Annotated in this window: 1 protein-coding gene; it reads left to right on the top strand. The window is 63.7% G+C overall.

The genetic code is table 11. The features are described 5' to 3' along the window. Positions 1-51: 51 nt before the first annotated feature. A protein-coding gene (locus tag VLA65_RS21920; protein WP_442880367.1) for an IS3 family transposase occupies positions 52-1,340 on the top strand; the annotation gives its coding sequence in 2 pieces (ribosomal slippage) (positions 52-346 and positions 346-1,340; 1,290 coding nt in all). Positions 1,341-1,357 lie beyond the last annotated feature (17 nt).

The following is a 1,357-nucleotide window of genomic DNA, read 5'->3' as shown; positions in this document are numbered from 1 at the left end:
TGAACCGTCCCGGGTTTGATGCCGCCGTCTTTTGTGAGAAAGATGGCCATTATGCCCAAGCAGTATCCTTCGGAAGTGCGTGATCGTGCCGTGCGCATGACCCTCGATCGCCTGTCCGACTACCCGTCCGTTTCCTCTGCCTGCAAGGCCCTGGCGCCGAAGCTTGGCGTCGGGCCTGAAACCTTGCGTCGCTGGGTGGTCCAGGCCCAGATTGATGCCGGCGAGAAGGCGGGCCCGAGCAGTGAAGAACTGGAAGAGATCAAGCGTCTCCGCGCCGAAGTGCGTGACCTGAAGGAATCCAACGAGATCCTGAAACAGGCCTCGATTTTCTTCGCGAGGGAGCTTGACCCTCGCCGCCGCTGATCTGCCGTTTCATCGATGAGATGAGAGCTGAAGGCCATGCGGTCGAGTCGATCTGTGCCGTCCTGCGGGGGCAGGGCGTGCAGGTTGCCGCGCGGTCTTACCGGGCCTGGAAGAGCCGGCTCCCGGCCCTGCGGACTCTGGAGGACGCTCGCATCACCGACGCGCTCCGGGACCTGTTGGTTCCTGACGGGAAGGGCCGGCCCCGCCCCGAGGTGCTCTACGGGCGGCGGAAGATGACGGTCTGGTTGCGCCGTAACGGCTTCCCCGAGGCCTCCAAGCACACCGTGGACCGGCTGATGCGCGCCGAGGGCATGAACGGGCTCGTCCGCGGCCGCAGGACGCGCACCACGATCCCCGGCAAGGACGGACGCAGGGCCCGGGATCTGCTGAACCGGGATTTCCATGTCCCCGTTCCGAACCATACCTGGGTCACCGATTTCACCTATGTTCCGGTCTGGTCCGGGTTCGTCTACGTCGCCTTGGTCATTGACCTGTACTCCCGGGCCATCGTGGGGTGGGAGACCTCCACAGCGAAGGACACTGCCTTCGTGGAACACTGCCTGCGCATGGCGCTCTGGCGCCGCCAACACACCGGCCGGCCCGTGCCCCAGGGGCTGATCCATCATTCGGATGCCGGGAGCCAGTACACCTCGATCCGGTACACCGACACGCTCATGCTAGAGGGCCTGACACCCTCGATTGGGTCCGTCGGGGATGCCTATGACAATGCCGCAGCGGAGACCGTCATGGGCTTGTTCAAGAACGAAGCAGTGGCCACGGGATCCCCGTTCCGGACCGGAGCGTTGAAGACCGAAGCAGACGTGATCGAGGTCGTGTTCGAGTGGGTGCATTGGTACAACAACCAGCGCCTCCATTCCTCCCTCGGGCACCAAACACCCGAGGAATTCGAGCAGGCATACTATGCTCGAGAAATCGGCTCGTTACCCGACGACGCCGCCAACAAACAGGCGGCATGATTCCCGGGACGGTTCAT

The organism is Arthrobacter sp. S2(2024), from assembly GCF_036662515.1.
Lineage (GTDB): Bacteria > Actinomycetota > Actinomycetes > Actinomycetales > Micrococcaceae > Arthrobacter.
This window is presented reverse-complemented; position numbering and strand designations above follow the sequence as displayed.